The sequence below is a fragment of the Streptomyces sp. NPDC007205 genome (assembly GCF_040634095.1).
GTDB lineage: Bacteria > Actinomycetota > Actinomycetes > Streptomycetales > Streptomycetaceae > Streptomyces.
In genome coordinates, this window is sequence record NZ_JBEYEW010000011.1 from 1 (window position 1) to 18,371 (window position 18,371).

General features: G+C 72.3%; 16 protein-coding genes. 12 read left to right on the top strand and 4 right to left on the bottom strand.

Features of this window, described 5'->3' with window-relative positions:
• The 5 genes from sucB to ABZ624_RS19660 all read left to right on the top strand — a co-directional run.
• Nucleotides 1–1,045 (top strand): 2-oxoglutarate dehydrogenase, E2 component, dihydrolipoamide succinyltransferase (gene sucB, locus ABZ624_RS19640; RefSeq protein WP_360090068.1); only part of this gene is annotated, 1,045 nt, incomplete at its 5' end.
• Nucleotides 1,046–1,267: 222 nt separating this feature from the next.
• Nucleotides 1,268–1,891 carry a GntR family transcriptional regulator gene (locus ABZ624_RS19645; protein ID WP_360090071.1) on the top strand — a complete coding sequence of 208 codons (624 nt, stop codon included), beginning with the start codon at nt 1,268–1,270 and terminating at the stop codon, nt 1,889–1,891.
• Between the two features lie 257 nt (nt 1,892–2,148).
• Nucleotides 2,149–4,860, top strand: coding sequence for a pyruvate dehydrogenase (acetyl-transferring), homodimeric type (gene aceE / locus ABZ624_RS19650; protein WP_360090074.1), 2,712 nt, complete (start codon nt 2,149–2,151; stop codon nt 4,858–4,860).
• A gap of 92 nt (nt 4,861–4,952) precedes the next feature.
• Complete coding sequence (locus ABZ624_RS19655) at nt 4,953–5,975, top strand: WYL domain-containing protein (protein ID WP_360090077.1); 1,023 nt, start codon at nt 4,953–4,955, stop codon at nt 5,973–5,975.
• Nucleotides 5,976–6,041: 66 nt separating this feature from the next.
• The gene (locus ABZ624_RS19660; RefSeq protein WP_360090725.1) at nt 6,042–6,560 is read left to right on the top strand and encodes a DUF4240 domain-containing protein; all 519 of its coding nucleotides are present in this window, start codon (nt 6,042–6,044) and stop codon (nt 6,558–6,560) included.
• Between the two features lie 11 nt (nt 6,561–6,571).
• Here ABZ624_RS19660 and ABZ624_RS19665 read toward each other — a convergent pair whose 3' ends face one another.
• Nucleotides 6,572–7,420, bottom strand: coding sequence for a peptidoglycan recognition protein (locus tag ABZ624_RS19665; protein ID WP_360090080.1), 849 nt, complete (start codon nt 7,418–7,420; stop codon nt 6,572–6,574).
• 461 nt (nt 7,421–7,881) lie between these two features.
• Here ABZ624_RS19665 and ABZ624_RS19670 point away from each other — a divergent pair, with 461 nt between their 5' ends.
• On the top strand, nt 7,882–9,066 hold the full coding sequence (locus ABZ624_RS19670) for a MarP family serine protease (RefSeq protein ID WP_360090083.1): 1,185 nt from the start codon (nt 7,882–7,884) through the stop codon (nt 9,064–9,066).
• A 6-nt stretch (nt 9,067–9,072) separates the two neighbouring features.
• Here the strand turns inward: ABZ624_RS19670 and ABZ624_RS19675 are convergent, their stop codons facing one another.
• Complete coding sequence (locus tag ABZ624_RS19675) at nt 9,073–9,561, bottom strand: GNAT family N-acetyltransferase (protein ID WP_360090086.1); 489 nt, start codon at nt 9,559–9,561, stop codon at nt 9,073–9,075.
• Nucleotides 9,562–9,626: 65 nt separating this feature from the next.
• Between ABZ624_RS19675 and ABZ624_RS19680 the strand changes: the two genes are divergently transcribed.
• Nucleotides 9,627–10,526, top strand: a complete 900-nt coding sequence (locus tag ABZ624_RS19680) for a TIGR01777 family oxidoreductase (RefSeq protein WP_360090089.1) — start codon at nt 9,627–9,629, stop codon at nt 10,524–10,526.
• A 251-nt stretch (nt 10,527–10,777) separates the two neighbouring features.
• Nucleotides 10,778–12,142, top strand: coding sequence for an NAD(P)/FAD-dependent oxidoreductase (locus ABZ624_RS19685; protein WP_360090092.1), 1,365 nt, complete (start codon nt 10,778–10,780; stop codon nt 12,140–12,142).
• 109 nt (nt 12,143–12,251) lie between these two features.
• Here the strand turns inward: ABZ624_RS19685 and ABZ624_RS19690 are convergent, their stop codons facing one another.
• The gene (locus tag ABZ624_RS19690; protein ID WP_360090095.1) at nt 12,252–13,721 is read right to left on the bottom strand and encodes a regulator; all 1,470 of its coding nucleotides are present in this window, start codon (nt 13,719–13,721) and stop codon (nt 12,252–12,254) included.
• Nucleotides 13,722–13,960: 239 nt separating this feature from the next.
• On the opposite strand from ABZ624_RS19690, the gene lipB reads away from it, so the two are divergent.
• From lipB to ABZ624_RS19710, 4 genes are all read left to right on the top strand, one after another.
• Nucleotides 13,961–14,812: a lipoyl(octanoyl) transferase LipB gene (lipB, locus tag ABZ624_RS19695; protein WP_360090098.1), complete on the top strand. Its 852-nt coding sequence runs from the start codon at nt 13,961–13,963 to the stop codon at nt 14,810–14,812.
• Nucleotides 14,813–14,889: 77 nt separating this feature from the next.
• Nucleotides 14,890–15,855 (top strand): lipoyl synthase, encoded by a 966-nt coding sequence (gene lipA / locus ABZ624_RS19700; protein ID WP_360090101.1) that lies wholly within the window; start codon nt 14,890–14,892, stop codon nt 15,853–15,855.
• 217 nt (nt 15,856–16,072) lie between these two features.
• Nucleotides 16,073–16,270, top strand: coding sequence for a hypothetical protein (locus tag ABZ624_RS19705; RefSeq protein ID WP_031173128.1), 198 nt, complete (start codon nt 16,073–16,075; stop codon nt 16,268–16,270).
• Between the two features lie 59 nt (nt 16,271–16,329).
• Nucleotides 16,330–17,019 carry a DUF4191 domain-containing protein gene (locus ABZ624_RS19710; protein WP_360090104.1) on the top strand — a complete coding sequence of 230 codons (690 nt, stop codon included), beginning with the start codon at nt 16,330–16,332 and terminating at the stop codon, nt 17,017–17,019.
• A gap of 44 nt (nt 17,020–17,063) precedes the next feature.
• On the opposite strand, the gene ABZ624_RS19715 is transcribed toward ABZ624_RS19710, so the two are convergent.
• The gene (locus ABZ624_RS19715; protein ID WP_360090107.1) at nt 17,064–18,239 is read right to left on the bottom strand and encodes a ferritin-like protein; all 1,176 of its coding nucleotides are present in this window, start codon (nt 18,237–18,239) and stop codon (nt 17,064–17,066) included.
• Nucleotides 18,240–18,371: the final 132 nt, after the last annotated feature.

Consider the following 18,371-nt stretch of genomic DNA (forward strand, 5'->3'; position numbering starts at 1 on the left):
CGCCCCGGCTCCGGCCCAGCCCGCGGCTCCGGCCGCTCCGGCGCCCGCCCCGGCTCCGGCTCCGGTCGCCCCGACCACCGCGCCGACCTCCCCGACCGCCACCCAGGCGACCGACGAGGGCGCGTACGTCACCCCGCTGGTGCGCAAGCTCGCCGCCGAGAACGGCGTCGACCTGGCCACCGTCAAGGGCACCGGCGTCGGCGGCCGTATCCGCAAGCAGGACGTCATCGCCGCCGCCGAGGCCGCGAAGGCCGCCGCTGCTCCGGCTCCGGCCGCTGCCGCGCCGGCCGCCGCGAAGAAGGCCCCGGCCCTCGAGGTCTCCCCCCTGCGCGGCCAGACCGTCAAGATGCCCCGCATCCGCAAGGTCATCGGCGACAACATGGTCAAGGCGCTGCACGAGCAGGCGCAGCTGTCGTCGGTCGTCGAGGTCGACGTCACCCGCCTGATGCGGCTGCGCGGCCAGGCCAAGGACTCCTTCGCCGCGCGCGAGGGCGTCAAGCTCTCCCCGATGCCGTTCTTCGTGAAGGCGGCGGCCCAGGCGCTGAAGGCCCACCCGGTCATCAACGCCAAGATCAACGAGGCCGAGGGCACGATCACCTACTTCGACTCCGAGAACATCGGGATCGCGGTGGACTCCGAGAAGGGCCTGATGACCCCGGTCATCAAGCACGCCGGCGACCTCAACATCGCGGGCATCGCCAAGGCCACGGCGGAGCTGGCCGGCAAGGTCCGCGCCAACAAGATCACCCCGGACGAGCTGTCCGGCGCGACCTTCACCATCTCCAACACCGGTTCGCGCGGCGCGCTCTTCGACACGATCATCGTGCCGCCGGGCCAGGTCGCGATCCTCGGCATCGGTGCCACGGTCAAGCGTCCGGCCGTCATCGAGACCGAGGAGGGCACGGTCATCGGCGTCCGCGACATGACCTACCTGACCCTCTCCTACGACCACCGCCTGGTCGACGGCGCCGACGCGGCCCGTTACCTGACGGCGGTCAAGGCGATCCTGGAGGCGGGCGAGTTCGAGGTCGAGCTCGGTCTCTGACGGGGTTGAGGATCTCAACGAAGTAGAGCTGGGCCTGTGGTCCCCGGGTCCTGTGCCTGTACGACGCCCCGTCCGGAGCTTCTCCGGACGGGGCGTTTCGTGTTTGCCGGCACACGGTGCGTGTAAGGCTCGTCTCACCTGCGCGAAAGCGGCCCCACCCCTCCTACCCGCGGAGCGAACGCGCCGTATTGTCTAAACGTCAGCCCTCCCTAAGGAGCCCTCATGACCGCGCCCGTCGTCCACTCGCTGCGCGAGCAGATCCGCGAGCACATCGTGGAAGGGATCGTCAGCGGGCGCTGGCAGCCGGGTGAGCGCATCGTGGAGCGCCGGATCGCCACCGAGCTGGAGGTCAGCCAGACCCCGGTGCGCGAGGCCCTGCGCGAGCTGGAGTCGCTCCGCCTGATCGAGTCGGCCCCCAACAAGGGCGTACGCGTCCGCAACCTGACCGCGGCGGACCTGGAGGAGAGCTACCCGGTCCGGGCCGGCCTGGAAGCCATCGCGGCGGAACTCGCGGCAGAACGCCTCGCGCAGGACTGCTCGGCCCTGGAGCCGCATGTGGCGGCGCTCTACGACGCCGACCGCAACGCCGACGGCACGGCCCAGGTCCGCCACACCGTCGGCTTCCACCGGGAACTGGTCCGCGCCGCGGACAACTCGGTGCTGCTGCACACCTGGGAAGGCCTCGGTATCGAGGTGTTCACGGCCCTGTCCATCCGCTGGCTGGGCACGGTCCAGCAGTCGTACGCGGAGGAGCACGAGGAGCTGGTGCAAGCGTTCAAGCGCCGGGATCCGCGGATCGCGGAGCTGGTGAAGGCGCACGTCCTGGGCTGCGCCCCGCGCCCTTGATTCAGTCGAGCATCCCCGCGCTCACCTGCGAAAACAAGGCGAACGCGCGTCACCCGGTGCCATCACCGAAGGCACCGCGTGCCGACTTTCTCGCAATCAAGACTTTTTCGCCCTCAACCCTTTGATCGATCATCGATCAGGGAGTTACAGTCGCCGACGGACTTCCACCGAAGTCCAGCCCTGTCCTGCCAAAGACCAAGGGCACCCCCAGACCCTTACCGATGAGGGAACCCCCTTCGACTGAGGAAGGCGGCGACATGACCGACCCCCACGCCATCCAGCCGAGCGCGCTCGACCAGCTCCCCGACCGCGACCCGGAGGAGACCGCCGAATGGCAGGCCTCCCTCGACGCCGTCGCCCGGGAGGCCGGGCCGCACCGCGCCGCGTACCTGATGCGGCGCACGCTGGAGCGCGCCGAGGCGGGCGGCATCGCGCTGCCGAAGCTCCTCGAGACGGACTACGTCAACACCATCCCCACCTCCGCCGAGCCGGGCCTGCCCGGTGACCCGGAGATGGAGGCCCGGATCACCGCCTGGAACCGCTGGAACGCGGCGGCGATGGTGACCCGCGGCGCAAAGCACGGCGTCGGCGGCCACATCGCCACCTTCGCCTCGGCGGCCTGGCTGTACGAGACCGGCTTCAACCACTTCTTCAAGGGCAAGGAATCCCAGGAGGCCGCCGGCTCCGGCGACCAGCTGTACATCCAGGGCCACGCCTCCCCCGGCATCTACGCCCGCGCCTTCCTCGACGGCCGGCTCAACGAGCACCACCTGGACAACTTCCGCCAGGAGGCCGGCGGCAACGGCCTGCCGTCGTACCCGCACCCGCGCCGTCTGCCCTGGCTGTGGGAGTTCCCGACGGTGTCGATGGGCCTCGGCCCGCTGTCGGCGATCTACCAGGCGCGCTTCAACCGCTACCTCACCAACCGCGGCATCAAGGACGTCTCCGCGTCCCACGTCTGGGCCTTCCTGGGCGACGGCGAGATGGACGAGCCGGAGTCGACGGCGGCCCTCGCGCTCGCCGCCCGTGAGGAGCTGGACAACCTCACCTTCGTCATCAACTGCAACCTGCAGCGCCTCGACGGCCCGGTCCGCGCCAACTTCAAGATCGTGCAGGAGCTGGAGGCCCAGTTCCGCGGCGCCGGCTGGAACGTCGTCAAGACGCTGTGGGGTTCCGCGTGGGACGAGCTGTTCGCGCTCGACACCACCGGCGCGCTCGTACGCCGTCTGCGCCAGGTACCGGACGCGCAGATCCAGACGTACCAGACCCGTGACGCCGCCTACATCCGCCAGGACTTCTTCGCCGCCGACCCGGCGCTCGCCGAGATGGCGAAGCTGCTGAGCGACGACAAGATCCTGGAGTGCTTCCACCTCTCCCGTGGTGGTCACGAGGCCCGCAAGGTCTACGCCGCGTACAAGGCCGCCGTCGAGCACAAGGGCGCGCCGACCGTGATCCTGGCCCAGACGGTCAAGGGCCACACCCTGGGCGAGGGCTTCGCGTCGAAGAACGCCAACCACCAGATGAAGAAGCTGTCGGTGGACGAGTTCAAGGCGATGCGCGACCTGCTCGGCCTGCCGATCAAGGACAGCGACTTCACCGACGGCGTGGTCCCCTACGGCCACCCGGGCGCCGACTCCCCGGAGGTCCGCTACCTCCAGGAGCGCCGCGCGGCCCTCGGCGGCCCCGCCCCGGCCCGCCGCACGCACGCGCTGGCCCCGCTGCCCGCCCCCGCGGAGAAGGCGTTCGCCTCCTTCGACAAGGGCTCCGGCGCACAGAACGTGGCCACCACGATGGCGTTCGTCCGCCTGGTCAAGGACCTGGTCCGCGACAAGGAGACGGGCAAGCGCTGGGTGCCGATCGTCCCCGACGAGGCGCGCACCTTCGGTATGGAGTCGCTGTTCCCGTCGCTCGGGATCTACTCCCCCAAGGGCCAGACGTACGAGCCGGTCGACCGCGACCAGCTGATGTACTACAAGGAGGCCAAGAACGGCCAGATCCTCAACGAGGGGATCACCGAGGCCGGTTCGATGGCCGACTTCATCGCCGCGTCCACCGCGTACGCGACGCACGGCGAGGCGATGATCCCGTTCTACATCTTCTACTCGATGTTCGGCTGGCAGCGCACCGCCGACCAGATGTGGCAGCTCGGCGACCAGCTCGGCCGCGGCTTCCTCGTCGGTGCGACGGCCGGCCGTACGACCCTGACGGGCGAGGGCCTGCAGCACGCCGACGGCCACTCCCCGGTCATCGCGGCCACCAACCCGGCCGCCCTCACCTACGACCCCGCGTTCGCCTACGAGGTCGCGGTGATCGTCCGTGAGGGTCTGCGCCGGATGTACGGCGAGGCCAAGCCGGGCGAGGACCAGAACGTCTTCTACTACCTGACGGTCTACAACGAGCCGCTGCCGCAGCCCGCGAAGCCGCAGGGGCTCGGCATCGACGAGGGCATCGTCAAGGGCCTGTACCGCTTCAACACGGCGGAGTCCGCGGGCGTGACCGCCCCGGCCAACGCCCCGCGCCTCCAGCTGCTGGGCTCCGGTACGGCCATCCACTGGGCCCTCGAAGCGCAGAAGCTGCTCGCCGAGGAGTGGGGTGTCGCGGCCGACGTCTGGTCGGCGACCTCCTGGTCGGAGCTGCGCCGGGACGCCATGGAGGCCGACGCGGCCCTGCTGCGCGGCGAGGAGCGCGTGCCGTACGTCCGCCAGGCGTTGCAGGGCGCCGAGGGCCCGGTGCTGGCCGTCACCGACTACATGCGCCAGGTCCCGGACCAGATCGCGCAGTGGGTCGAGCAGGACTACTCCTCGCTGGGCGCCGACGGCTTCGGTCTGTCGGACACCCGTGAGGCCGCCCGCCGCCACTTCGGCGTCGACGCCCAGTCGATCGTCGTCGCGGCCCTGGCCCAGCTCGCCAAGCGCGGCGAGGTGAAGGCCACGGCGGTCAAGGAGGCCCGGGAGAAGTACGGGCTGTAAGCACCGAGGGCCGGTGAACGAGGTCCTGGGAAGGGGTACGGCGCCTTGCCGTACCCCTTCTGTTGTCGGTGGTCCTTGGCATCATGAAGGGCATGCGTGCCGCCCGGCTCATCAAGATGGTGCTCCTGCTGCAGTCCCGGCCGTCCATGACCGCCGCCGAACTCGCACGCGAGCTGGAGGTGTCGGAGCGGACGGTCACGCGGGACGCACAGGCGCTGTCGGAGGCGGGGGTGCCCGTGTACGCGGACCGTGGGCGGGCCGGAGGGTACCGGCTGGTCGGCGGGTACCGGACGCGGCTGACGGGGCTGGCAAGGAGCGAGGCGGAGGCGTTGTTCCTGAGCGGGGTACCGGGGGCGCTGCGCGAGATGGGCCTGGAGGATGCCCACTCCGCCGCCCGGCTGAAGGTGTCCGCCGCGCTGTTGCCGTCCCTGCGCGACGCCCCGGACAGCGCCGCCCAGCGGTTCCATCTGGACGCGCCGGCCTGGTTCCGGGAGCCGGAGACGCCCGCGCTGCTGCCGGTGGTGGCGGAGGCGGTGTGGGACGACCGCCGCGTCACCGCCCGGTACCGGCGGGGCGAGGAGGAGGTGGAACGGCTGCTGGAACCGTACGGGCTGGTGCTGAAGGCGGGCGTCTGGTACCTGTGCGCGCGGGTGGCCGGCGGTGGCTCCTTCCGGACGTACCGGATCGACCGGTTCAGCGCGGTGGAGCCGTTGGAGGAACGCTTCGCCCGTGATCCGGACTTCGATCTGCCCGGCCACTGGGCCGAGCAGGCCGAGCGGTTCGCGCGCTCGCTGCTGCGCGCGGAGGTGGTCGTGCGGCTGTCCCCCGAGGGTGTGCGCGGGCTGCGGTACGCCGTCGACCCGGTGTCGGCGCGGGAGGCGCTGCGCGAGATGGGCGAGCCGGACGGGGAAGGCCGGGTGACGGTGACGCTGCCGGTGGAGTCCGAGGAGGTCGCCCACACCCAGCTGACGGCGCTCGGCGCGGACGTCGAGGTGCTGGCCCCCGAGAGCCTGCGGGCGCGGTTCGCGGGGACCGCGGCCCGGCTGGCCGCGCTGTACGGCGGCGCGGGCGCCGGTGCGGGCGCCGGTGCGGGCGCCGGTGCTGGTTCCGGGTAACGATCCGCCGCACTCCGGCGCACTCCGCGTGCGTCCCTCCGGTGGAGGCCCGATGCTGGTGGCGTGATGGACGAGACGGAGTTCTGGGAGCTGATCGACGCCGCCCGCGAGACCGCCGAGGGTGATCCCGAGGAACAGGCCGACGTGCTCGTGGACCGGCTGCTCCAGCTGGACCCCGACCTGGTCCTGGACTTCGCCCGTCACTTCGAGGCCCGGTACAACCGCGCCTACCGCTGGGACCTGTGGGGCGCCGCCTGGGTGCTGCTGGACGGGGCCAGCGACGACGCGTTCGACTTCTTCCGGTGCTGGCTGATCGGCCAGGGCCGCGAGGTCTACGAGGGCGCCCTGCACGATCCGGACTCGCTGGCGGAGTCGCTGGGCGAGTTCGACGAGGAGATCGACGGCGACGGCGAGGAGCTGGGCTACGCGGCGGACGAGGCGTACGAGCAGCTGACCGGCACCGTCGCGCCGGATCTGGGTATCGCCCCGGCGCCCGCCGAGCCGGAGGGCACACCGGTGGACTTCGAGAACGAGCGGGCGCTCGCCGAACGGTTCCCCCGGCTGTGGGACCGCTTCCGGGAGTGACCGGCCGCGGCTCAGCCGGCCGGGCGCCGTCGGCCGGCAGACGGGCTGCGTGGCGGCTGTGGCGTTCCTGTGGACGGCGGAGCCGGGGCGGTGCGGTGATGGAGTGCGGCGGTGCGGCCCTGGAGGCGGGCGGCCTTCTCCCTGATCTCGGGGAGGCGGGCGGCGAGGGCGGCGCCGGGGCAGCTGGTCATGAACCCGGCGTCGTGGCCGGCGAGGGCGGGCAGGGTGACGGTGGTGCCGGCGTGGTAGCGGCTGTGGCTGCTGCTGGAGACCAGGCGGACGGTCGTGCGCGGGTCGACGTCAGCGAGGCCGAGTTTCCAGGCGGCCAGGGCGGCGATCGCGTCGGTCATGGCCCGGGGCACGGGGGCGCCGGCGGTGAAGGTGCCGAGGGCGGCGATGCCGGCGGTGCGGTGGTTGAAGCCCAGGGTGTGGGCGCCGGTGACGGGCCGGTCGACGCCTCCGCCGCGGCCTTCGTAGATGGTGCCGCAGCGGTCGACGAGGAAGTTGTAACCGATGTCGTCCCAGCGGCGGTCGCCGGTCTGCCCGGCGTACAGGTGCTGGATGATGCGCGGCGCGTCGGCGCAGTCGTACGCGCTCGGCGAGTCGGTGTGGTGGACGAAGACGGCGACCACCTTGTCGTCGTAGCGCGGGGGCGGCTGCGTGCGCCGGGCGGTGCCCAGCCAGACCGACCGGGGCACGATGGGCGGCCGGGCGGTGCGGTGGGCCGGGGCCCGGGGCGGGCCGGGCCGGTCGAGACGGACCGCCTCGGGGCGCCCGGCATCACGGGCGCACAGCACGAGCGCGAGGACGGCCACCAGCCCGGGCAGACAGCCGACCAGCACCAGCAGGACCCCGGTCACCCGCCGACGGACCCGGCTCCACACGCCCGAGCGCTCCGGCGGCTCCGGCGGCTCCGGCGTCCCCGCTGCTTCGGAGGGCCCAGGTCCGTGCGGCGTCCCGAGCGTTCCGGCGTCTGCAGGTGGCCCCGGCGTCCCGGAGTCCGAGGACCCGGATGCCTGCATGGTCCCGAGCGTCTCGGCGGTTGCCGGCGGCCTCGACGTCCCCGGCATCCCGGACGGCTCTCCGGTCCCGGGCCGGTGCGGTGTTCTTCGGGCGGCGCGCATGGTCCCACTCTCGGGGTGGCGGGGCGTGGCCGCGATGTGCGCTGTGCCACCCGGCGGAACCATCGTCCTGGTCCGGGACGTTTCTGGGGGTACACACATACGTGGCCGGTTCGCCGCCCGGTGGCCGTGCCCGTGTGGGTGACTGATCACCGGGCCCGTCCCGTCCGTACTGAGGGGTCCGAGAGAAAGGCGGCTCCGTGGACCTGCTCGACCTGGTGCTTGTGCTGGTCATCCTCGTCTACGCGGCATCCGGATACCGGCGCGGGCTGGTGGCCGGCTGTGTCTCGCTGGCCGGGTTCGTCGGTGGCGCCGTCGTCGGCGTATGGGTGCTGCCCTGGGTGACCGGCCTGGTGGAGCGGGGTACGGCGCAGGCGACGGTGCTCGCGGTGGTGACGGTGCTGGTGCCGGCGATGTTGGGGCACGAGCTGGCGGGCCGGCTGGCCCTGCGGCTGCGCGGGGAGCTGGACCGGGGTCCGCTGCGGGTGGCGGACGGGCTAGGGGGCGCTGCGGCGAACTCGGTCGCGGTGCTGATCGTGGCCTGGGTGGCGGCGAGCGTGCTGGCCGCGGCCCCCTCACAGACCCTGACCACGGCGATACGGAACTCGGCGCTGCTGGGCGCGGTGCAGCAGACGATGCCGGACACGACGCCCGCATGGTTCTCGCGGGCCACGTCGGCGCTGACGGAGGCGGGTTTCCCGCAGGTCTTCAACCCGTTCGAGAACGAGTCGACGGCCCGGGTGGCCCGGCCCTCGGGGGACAGCGTCACCCCGGCCGCGACGCGCGCCGCGAAGCTGAGCACGGTGAAGATCGAGGGCGTCTCGGGCAGCGAGGGCCGGGAGGGCAGCGGGTTCGTCTACTCCGCGCGGCATGTGATGACCAACGCGCACGTGGTGGCGGGCATCGACCACCCGACCGTACGGGTGGGCGGCGTCGGGCAGTCGTACGAGGCCCGGGTGGTGCTCTTCGACCCCGGCCGGGACGTGGCGGTGCTGTATGTGCCGGATCTGCGTGCCCCGGTGCTGCGCTTCGACCTGAGCGCGGCGCGCGGCGAGCCGGCGGTGGTGGCGGGCTATCCGCAGGACGGCGGCCTGAACCTGCAGGCGGCGACGGTGGCGAGCCGGGTGCGGGCGACCGGGCAGAACATCTACAACGACGGCGCGGCCACCCGGGACATCTACTCCATCCGGTCCACGGTCCGGCCGGGCAACTCCGGCGGCCCGCTGCTGACCACGGACGGCAGGGTGTTCGGTGTGGTCTTCGCCCGCTCCACCTCGGACGCCGAGACGGGGTACGCCCTGACGGCGGACGAGGTGGCGGGCGACGCCCGGCGCGCGGCCAGAGCGACGGTACCGGTGGACACGGGGCAGCTGGTCAGCTCGTAGGCCCTGTCACAGGCGCCGGCCCATGAGCACGTCGTCGACGTAGGTGCCGTCGAGGAGGAACTCCTCCGGCTGCACTCCCTCGACGGCGAACCCCTCGGACTCGTACAGCGCGCGGGCCGGGGCGTTGTGCGCGAGCACCCGCAGGCTCAGCCGCCGTGCCCCGCGTCCGCGCGCCTCCTCGACGGCGGCCCGGATCAGCGCGCGCCCGACCCCCCGCCCACGCACCTCCTCGGCGACCGCTAGGCCCTGGATCTGCAGGACGTGCGCGTTGGAGGCGAGCGGGGTCGGGCGGGCGATGCGGACATAGCCGACGAGCCGCCCCTCGGCTTGGGCGACCAGGTAGTCCTGCGGGAGATGCCGCTCGTCGAAGAACGGCTGGTACGGCGGCTGCGGTCGCGGCGCCACGGCGTGCAGGGTGGACCAGGCGGCACGGTCGAGGACGGCCAGTTCCTCTTCGTCGTCGGCCACGGCGATGCGTATGTACGGCTCCGGCATGACGATCACCCTACGGCGGGCGGTCGCAGCACCTCACGGGGTTTTCGCACGGGCATGCTGGGGCCATGGAACGTATGCGAATCGCCGTGGCCGGCGCGTCCGGGCTCATCGGCAGCGCCCTGGTGCGGTCCCTGACCGCCGACGGACACGAAGTGGTACGGCTGGTGCGCCGGGCGGCCACGGGCCCGCGGGAGGTGTGCTGGGACCCGGAGGGGCGGTCCGTCGAAGCGACCGCGGCCGGGCTGACCGGCTGTGCCGCGGTGGTGAATCTGGCCGGGGCCGGGATCGGCGACCGGCGCTGGACACCGTCGTACAAGCGGCTGCTGCGGGACAGCCGGGTACTGGGCACGGCCACGCTGGCGGAGGCGGTGGCCGCGCTGCCCGAGCCGCCGCGGGTGTTCGTCAGCGGCAGCGCGATCGGCATCTACGGCGACACCGGCGACCGGGTGGTGGACGAGGACGCGCCGCCGGGCGACGGTTTTCTGCCGTCACTGTGCGTGGAGTGGGAGGAGGCGGCGGCGCCCGCGCAGGAGGCGGGCGTGCGGACGGTGTTCGCGCGTACGGGGCTGGTGGTGGCGCGGGGCGGCGGTGCGTGGGGGCGGTTGTTCCCGCTGTTCCGGGCGGGGCTCGGGGGGCGGCTGGGTGACGGGCGGCAGTACTGGTCGTACATCGCGCTGCACGACGAAGTCGCCGCGCTCCGGTATCTCATCGACCACGGCACGCTGTCCGGGCCGTTCAACCTGACGGCGCCCGAGCCGCTGACGAACCGTGAGATCACGGCGGCGATGGCGCGCGTGCTGCGCCGCCCGGCGCCGTTCGCGGTACCGGCGCCGGTGCTGCGGGCGGTGCTGGGCGAGCTGGCCGGGGATGTGCTGGGCAGCCAACGTGTGGTGCCCCGGCGGCTGTTGGGGGCGGGGTTCCGTTTTGCGTTCCCGGGCATCGATGAGGCCATCCGGGCGGCGTGACATACCAGGACTTCTCATGCGACTCCCTGGGATCTCCTGCGACTCGCTCGGATCTGCTGCGACTCCCTCAGATCTCCTGTGACTCCCTGAGATCTCTTGTGACCATATGCGACCTCTATGCGACCGTGCCCTGTTAATGCGCGACTGTTTGCGACCGATCGCGGCCCTAACCTCGACCCGAACTCGGGTATCCCTGGAGCCAGTTGGGGGCATGACGTCTCCACCGGCCACGCAACCGCAGGAGGGGCCTCGTGCTTGAGCCCGCGTACCAGGTGGACGTCGTCATCGTGGGAGCCGGAATCGCCGGCCTCTCGGCGGCCCATCGGCTGACCAGCGCAGGAATCTCAACCGCAGTCCTTGGGGCCGCCCCCTATGTGGGCGGCCGTATGTCGACGGAGAAGGTCGACGGCTTCCGGCTCGACCGCATCGGACAGCTGCTGTCCACGTCCTACCCCGAACTCCGTACCACCCCGGGCCTGGACTCCCTGGTCCTGCGCACCTTCGCGCCCGGCGTGCTGCTGCACCGCGACGGACGCGCGCAGCGCGCCGGCGCGCCGGCGGCCGGAGGGAGCGCAAGGGGCGCACTCGATGTGGTGCGCGCCCTCGCAAGCGCCCCCAGGGGGCCGGCGACCACCCCCGGCCGGGTCGGCGCTCCGGTGGGCGGCGCGGTCGACCAGGCCCGGCTCGGCACCGCCCTGGGCCGGATCGCCACCACCCCGGTCGAACGCATCCTGGCCCGCCCCGAGATGCCCGCCGGACAGGCCCTCGCCCAGCGCGGGATGCCGGGGCGCACGATCGACGGCTTCCTGCGCCCGCTGCTCGCCACGCTGCTGTGCGACCCGGAGCTGAACACCTCCAGCCGGTGCGCCGACCTCGCGCTGCGCACCTTCGCAGGCGGCCGGCTGTGTGTGCCGGAGGGCGGCGCGGAGATGCTGCCGGTGCTGCTGGCGCGGGCGCTGCCACCCGGCACCGTGCACACCGGGGTGCGGGTCACCTCGGTCTCCACGACCGCGGTGACGACCGCCGAGCACGGCGAGATCCGCTGCCGGGCGGTGCTGGTGGCGACGGACGCGCGGGCCGCGGCGGAGCTGCTGCCGGGCCTGAGGATGCCGGACTTCCACCCGGTGACCATGGTCCACCACACCACCGACGATCCGGCGCCGGCGTTCTCGGCGGGTACCTCGCTGCTGCTGGACGCCGACCGCGGCGGGCCGGTGGCGCACACGGCGGTGCTCAGCAACGTGGACCCGAGCCGGGCGCCGGTCGGCCGGGTGCTGATCTCCTCCACGGTGCTGGGCACCCCGCCCGAGGGCATCGACACCGCGGTCCGCATCCACCTCGCCCGGCTCTACGGCACCTCGACGCGCCGCTGGGAGACACTGGCGGTCCACCACACCCCGGAGGCCGTCCCGGCCATGCGCCCCCCACACGACCTGCGCCGCCCCGTACGCATCCTGGCCGGCCTGTACGTCTGCGGAGACCACCGCGACACCAGCACGGTCCAGGGCGCGCTGCATTCGGCCCACAGGGCGGCGGCTGCCGTCCTGGCGGACCTGGGTGCGGCGGGGTCGATGCACAGCGCGGATCCGGCTCCCACTCTGCCCCGGGCGGCGTAGGCGCCCCGAAAGGGGCGCGGGGCGGTCTCGATATGCGGCTCCGCCGCGTGGGCGCGACCGGCCACGACGGCGCGTGACCGAACGAACGACCGCAACCCGCAACGGCGAGCTAGCCCAACGCCGCCACCTTCTCCCGATACCCCCGCACCGGTGCCGCGTCCCGATACGGCTCCAGCCGACGCTCGAAGTCCCGCACGTACTCCACAGCGCGAGCGCTCCGCATCTCCGCGGCCTGGCCGGCGGCCTCCGCCGCAAGAGCGCACGCCTGGTCGAGTTCGCCGAGGCCGAGGCGGGCCGTGGCGAGGACGACCCGGCAGAAGAGGCGACTGCGGGCGTAGGAGGGGGCGCGGAGCTGCAGCGAGCGTTCGGCGTGCTGGGCAGCCGCCCTGAACTGCTGCAGATCCCGGTGGCAGTGCCCGAACTCGTCGGCGAGCTGCGCCTCGTCGAAGAACCTGGCCCAGTACGGCGCGTCGTCCCCGGGCCGGGCCGCCTCCAGGGCGCGCTCGGCCCGCACGAGCGCCGCCGTGCACGCCCGCACCTCGCCGAGCACGCCGTGCGCCCTCGCTTCGGAGGCGTGCAGCAGCGCCTGCACGACCGGCGGCCCACCGGTTCCCGCACCCTGCTGGGCGACCCGGGCCAGCTGCACGGCCTCCCTGCCGTGGCCGAGATAGACGGCCTGGCGGCTCATGGTGACCAGGACGTACGAGCCGTACGCACGGTCGCCGGCCGCCTGGGCGAGCCGCAGGGCCTGCACGAAGTAGCGCTGGGCGAGTCCGTGCGCGGCGATGTCGTACGAGGTCCAGCCGGCGAGCCGGGTGAGGTCGGCGGCAGCGGCGAACAGGCGGCGGCCGGTCTGCTCGTCGTAGGTGCCGCGGAGCATCGGCTCGCACTCGTGCTCCAGGTAGCGGACCAGGGCCTGGCGGGCGTGGCCGCCGCCGAACCGGTCGTCGAGGGTGCGGAACAGCTCGCCGACCGAGCGCAGGGCGTTGATGTCGCCGCCCGTGACCTTGTGGCCGGGGGCGCGGTCGGCCTGCCCGCGTGTCCGGGGCGGAACCGGAAGCGCCGGCCGGACCTGGGGTCTGGCCGGGGCCGGGCGGCCCTGCGCGGGCACCCGGGGTGTCTGCTCGCGGGCCACCTTGTCGTCCGGCTTGCCGATCAGCCAGTCCCGGCTGGGCACCACGAGGCCCGCCGGGGTGAAGGCGATCTTGCGCAGCTCGGCGTGGCTGCCGGAGTCCTTGCGCCACAGCCCGCTGACGATGTCGACGGCCTCCTCCGGGCCGGCCGCGAACTCCAGCCCGGCGTACACCGGCGCGCAGGCGTCCAGGCCGAGGTCCTGGGCCGTGAGCCGGCGGCCGAGCCGGCGTGTGAACACCTCGGCGATGAGGGCGGGGGTCGTACCGCGCGGCTGCTGTCCGCGCAGCCAGCGGGTGACCGAGGTCTTGTCGTATCTGAGGTCCAGCCCGTGCTCCAGGCCGAGCTGGTCGACGCGACGAGCCAGACCCGCGTTGGAGAACCCCGCCTCTGCGATGAGCGCGGCGAGCTGGCGGTTGGGGGTGCGCTGCGCGGGTCGGTCCGTCATCTGCGGTGCGGTCTCCTGCCTTCCGTGCTTCTGAAGTGCCCGGATTGCCTTTGAGCAGCCCTTATGGCCGCACGAACGGCGTGAATGTAGCGGAGAGTGAACAGCCCATCACAGCCTTCCCACCGCATTCATCCGATCGTGTGAGGAACGCCCGCAGGGCTGACGTACGCCGGTCGGTCGTACAGTGGCGTGGGCGCGTTATGTGCCTGACACACCGGTCGCTGAGGGAGGCGCTTGCCGTGAGTGAGTTGCGGTTCGTCCGCATGGGGTTCGGTGCGGATGCCGTCGATTACCAGGAGGCGTGGGACGAACAGCGGCGGGTGCACGCGGCCCGGTTCGCCGACGAGGCCCCGGACACCGTGATCCTCCTGGAGCACCCCCCGGTCTACACCGCCGGCCGGCGCACCGAGGACAGCGAGCGCCCACTGGACGGCACCCCGGTGATCGACGTGGACCGCGGCGGCAAGATCACCTGGCACGGCCCGGGCCAGCTGGTGGGCTACCCGATCCAGAAGCTCCCGCGCCCGGTGGACGTGGTCGCGCACGTACGGCGCCTGGAGGAGGCGCTCATCCGCACCTGCGCCGAGTTCGGCCTGGAGACCACCCGGGTGGAGGGCCGCAGCGGCGTATGGGTGCTCGGCGACCCCGTCGAACAGCGGCCCGCACAATATGGAGGAGCAGCGCGCAGCGCTTCGGCTGAGGGTGGTGGCGGGCGACGGGCGGGACTGTCCCTGGACTTCGACCCGCGTCTCACCGACGAGGAGTTCGACCCCCGCCTCAACGGCCCCGAGTACGCCCCCTCCAACGCGGGCCAGCGGCGTGAGGACCGCAAGATCGCCGCGATCGGCATCCGGGTCGCCAAGGGCGTCACGATGCACGGCTTCGCCCTGAACGTGAACCCGGACAACAAGTGGTTCGACCGGATCATCCCGTGCGGGATCCGCGACGCGGGGGTGGCCTCCCTCGCGGGCGAGCTGGGCCGGGACGTCACGATCGAAGAGGTCCTGCCGGTGATCGAGAAGCACCTGAGGGACGTCCTGGAGCACGCGGAACTGAAGCCACGGCTGATCGAGAAGACACCGGCGGCGTAGAACAACCGCCTCCGGACCACCAAAACAACGGGCGTACCCTGGGGAACGCCGAAGAATCAATCGCTAGGGAGCCGGTCGTGTCCGCAGTCGCACCCGACGGACGCAAGATGCTGCGCCTGGAGGTCCGCAACAGCCAGACCCCCATCGAGCGCAAGCCCGAGTGGATCAAGACCCGGGCGAAAATGGGTCCCGAGTACACGAAGATGCAGAACCTCGTGAAGAGCGAGGGCCTGCACACGGTCTGCCAGGAAGCCGGCTGCCCGAACATCTACGAGTGCTGGGAGGACCGCGAGGCGACCTTCCTCATCGGCGGCGACCAGTGCACCCGGCGCTGCGACTTCTGCCAGATCGACACCGGCAAGCCCGAGGCCCTGGACCGCGACGAGCCGCGCCGCGTCGGTGAGTCCGTGGTCACGATGGACCTGAACTACGCCACCATCACCGGCGTCGCCCGCGACGACCTGGAGGACGGCGGCGCCTGGCTGTACGCCGAGACCGTGCGCCAGATCCACCGGCAGACGGCGGACCGGGAAGCCGGCCGTACGAAGGTGGAGCTTCTGGCTCCCGACTTCAACGCGGTCCCCGAGCAGCTCGCGGAGGTCTTCTCCGCCCGCCCCGAGGTCTTCGCGCACAACGTCGAGACCGTCCCGCGGATCTTCAAGCGGATCCGCCCCGGCTTCCGCTACGAGCGCTCCCTGAAGGTGATCACCGAGGCCCGCGACTACGGCCTGGTGACCAAGTCGAACCTGATCCTCGGCATGGGCGAGACCCGTGAGGAGGTCAGCGAGGCGCTGAGGCAGCTGCACGACGCGGGCTGCGAGCTGGTCACCATCACCCAGTACCTGCGCCCCTCCGTCCGGCACCACCCGGTCGAGCGCTGGGTCAAGCCGCAGGAGTTCGTCGAGCTGAAGGAGGAGGCCGAGCAGATCGGCTTCTCCGGGGTGATGTCCGGTCCGCTGGTGCGGTCGTCGTACCGCGCCGGGCGCCTGTACCAGATGGCGATCGAGAAGCGTGGCTCCTACATCGCCACACAGGCTGTGTGAATTCACGCACAAGCACTTACTGGCCAGTAATGGCCGAGTCGACGCGGTCCTGACCGTCCTCGCTGATGAGGGCGGGCATCAGGGCCGCGTCAGCGTTTCAGGGATCTGCATCAAGGCTTCATTGGCGTTTGACCGGTCGGACACGCCCTGGTAACACCAATCAGTGACTCTGGTATCACGCCTCGTACACCACCCGCTCCGAGGGGGGACCTCGATCATGCAGGCCGCGCCCGTACGCGCCACCGCCATCCCGTCCTTCACCGATGCCCTCCGCGCCGTCGAGTCCCTGCTCATGAGCGGCGGCCAGCGCACCGCCCGCCGCAACGCGTGGACCTCCGTGCTGGAGGACCGCCGGCGTGCCAAGGACCGGGTCGAGGCGCAACGCTTCCTGGAGCAGGCCGCCGACCGCTCCTGATCCCCTCGCCCCGGGCACTGCCGTCGTCCGCACTCCCGGGGGCACGTAGACTTCGTGGCATGGCGAGGAAGGAAACCGCGGCGGACGCCGCGAACGCAGGGCGACTGAAGCAGATCGCTCTCACGTACAAGATGACCCGCAAGGCCGACAAGAAGATCGGTCTTGTACTCGCGGCCGTCGGCATCGGCACCCTCGGTGTCTTCCTCGCGATCGGCTTCCTGATCGGTCACCCGGTCTACCTGGGCATCTTCGGCCTGCTGATCGCTCTGCTGGCGACGGCCATCGTGTTCGGCCGCCGCGCCGAGCGGGCCGCTTTCGGCCAGATGGAGGGCCAGCCGGGGGCGGCGGCAGCCGTGCTGGACAACATCGGCCGGGGCTGGACGACCACTCCGGCCGTGGCGATGAACCGCAGCCAGGACGTGGTGCACCGGGCGGTCGGGAAGGCCGGCATCGTGCTGGTCGCCGAGGGCAACCCGAATCGGGTGAAGAGCCTGCTGGCCGCCGAGAAGAAGAAGATGAACCGCATCGTCGCGGACGTACCGGTGCACGACGTGATCGTCGGCGACGGCGAGGGCCAGACCGAGCTGAAGAAGCTGCGCACGACGCTGCTGAAGTTCCCGCGCGTCCTCACCGGCCCCCAGGTGACGGCCACCAATGACCGGCTGCGGGCCATGGGTGACCTGATGAGCAACATGCCGGTGCCGAAGGGGCCCATGCCCAGGGGCATGCGTATGCCCAAGGGGCGCTGACGGTTCCGCCGTAGGGGGCGCGTGCGCGCCCCCACGCGCGTTGATCAGACAGGGCGGAACTGAGGGCCGTAAGTGCCCGGGGCGTTCGGGACCGGTGTCTCCATCAGTTCCAACGCCGGGTCCTCCATGGCGCGCATGGCGCGGACCGCCGTGCCCAGGCTGCGCCCGCCACCGCCGCCCCAGGCCTCGTCGAGAGCGTCCAGCACCGCCGAGTAGGTGCTGTCGAACTGGTCCAGCAGCCGTTGGACCTGTGCCGGCGGGCGGTACCAGCCGGCGGGTGGGACCGGAGCCATGGGGCGGGCGGCGGGGAAGAGCACGGGCGCGCCGGTGAACTCCCAGCCGCGGGCGGTCCTGCGCAGCCGCCGGCCGTGGTAGATCTCCGCGAAGGCGTAGTAGTGCGCCGGGTGGTCGTCCTGGAAGGCGTCGGCCGGGGAGCTCGCGGTGCCCTCGCCCTGCTCCTTGACGATCTCGAGGGACCGCTCGACGTCGTCGAGTCCGGTGATCGGCTCCAGCACGTCCGAGCCGATGCGGTCGGACAGCTGTCCCTCGGCCGACAGATACGGCGCCGTGCGCCGGAAAGCCGCCTGCAGGTCGCCGTAGAAGCCGCCGACGGTGGGCGACGGGGCCCCCGTGCGGGCGAGCGGGGCCTCGGGGGCTTCGATCGCCATCATCACGTCGCGCACGTAGTCCCTGGTGAGACCCGAGAGGTACACGTGCACTCCGGTGCGCACCCCGCCGGGCAGCGGACCGGGATAGCGGGGTGCCGCCTCCTTGATCCGGGGCCGCCCGCCCACGGCCACGAGCAGGTTGCAGACGACGCCCATGTGGTACATCTCGTCGCCGATGATGCGCCGGATCAGCTGCGCGGCCTCGCCCCGGCGGTCCCTGACCGACCACCAGCCGCACAGGTACGGCGGGATGGTGGCGAGTTCGAGCCGCACGGCGAGTTGCAGGGCCGCGCGGAGCCAGTCGATCCCGCGGTCGCCCTCGGGCACGGCGAGCAGACGGGCCACGGAGCCGAGGCCGGGTGCGGCAGCCGGGCTGTCGGCCGGTCCCGCGGCGTCCGGTGCGGCAGCGGCTGCCGGTGCGTTGACGGCGCCCTGTGCCGGAGCCGCGCCCGGCACCGGTGCGGTGGCGGCCAGGGCTGCCGATGCCAGGAAGCCCCTGCGGCCGACCGGGGCGGCCGTCGGCCTGTCCGGATGTTCGCTCGTGCCCGTCACGTTGCCTCCGCTCCGTCATGCTCCCGGCTCCGCACCCGGCGGCCGGGGCCCTTCGACAGCTCGCGAAGCTAGCAAGCCGGCGCGGCCGTTTCCGGGACGTCCGAGCGCCGGTGTGGCGCGGACCGGCCCCTG